2 protein-coding genes are annotated in these 881 nt (G+C 46.3%); both read left to right on the top strand.

The genetic code is table 11. The features are described 5' to 3' along the window. A partial coding sequence (gene ribA / locus ACS8FC_RS15835; RefSeq protein ID WP_439297473.1) for a GTP cyclohydrolase II occupies positions 1-576 on the top strand: 576 nt, incomplete at its 5' end. 58 nt (positions 577-634) lie between these two features. Beyond that, positions 635-881 (top strand): coproporphyrinogen III oxidase (locus ACS8FC_RS15830; protein WP_439297474.1); only part of this gene is annotated, 247 nt, incomplete at its 3' end.

Below are 881 nucleotides of genomic sequence, written 5' to 3'. Positions count from 1 at the left end.
ACAGGCACAATGACAGCACCTAGCTCAGACGACACGTTGTCGCAAAGACCAGTCCCACTAGTTCGGATTCATTCTGAGTGCCTAACAGGCGATGCGTTTAGCTCATTGAAGTGTGACTGCGGACCACAGCTCAATACTGCCATGCAAGCCATCCAAGAGGCTGGTTGCGGTGCTATTTTGTACTTGCGTCAAGAAGGTCGCGGTATCGGTTTGACTAATAAGATTCGCGCTTATGCTCTACAAGATCAAGGACATGATACGCTGGATGCCAATCTCATGTTAGGCTTGCCTGCTGATGCGCGTATCTATGATATGTGTGGTCCGATGCTTGCCCATATCGGTGTTAATGCTGTCAGACTCATCACCAACAATCCAAACAAAGTTGCTTATTTGACTGAGCACGGTATTGACGTTGTCGAACGTGTACCCATGCTCGTTGGCGTTAATGATATGAACGCGGAATATCTAGCAACCAAACGCGATCGTATGGGCCACTTGTTTGATAAAAATATCAATCTTGATACAGATGCTTCTCTCGATACAGACCTTAATACCGCCATACACCTGAATAAATAGATATCTTATGAGTATTACAAATACAAATAACGAAACAGACCTATCAACCGTAGCGTCAGTGACGATCCCAACCAATAACGACATCATGCGTGTGCGCGAGTTTTTGGTTGATTTACAGGCACGCATCTGTGCATCGCTAGAAGCACAAGAGCGCGATGGCAGTACTAATAACAATGAGCACGCAACCTTCGTTCCCGATGACTGGGAACGTCCTGAAGGCGGCGGTGGTCGTTCATGTGTATTGGCAGATGGCGAGGTCATTGAAAAAGCGGGTGTCATGTTTAGCCATATTCATGTACATAACT

This window comes from Psychrobacter sp. 1Y4, assembly GCF_051847555.1.
This window is presented reverse-complemented; position numbering and strand designations above follow the sequence as displayed.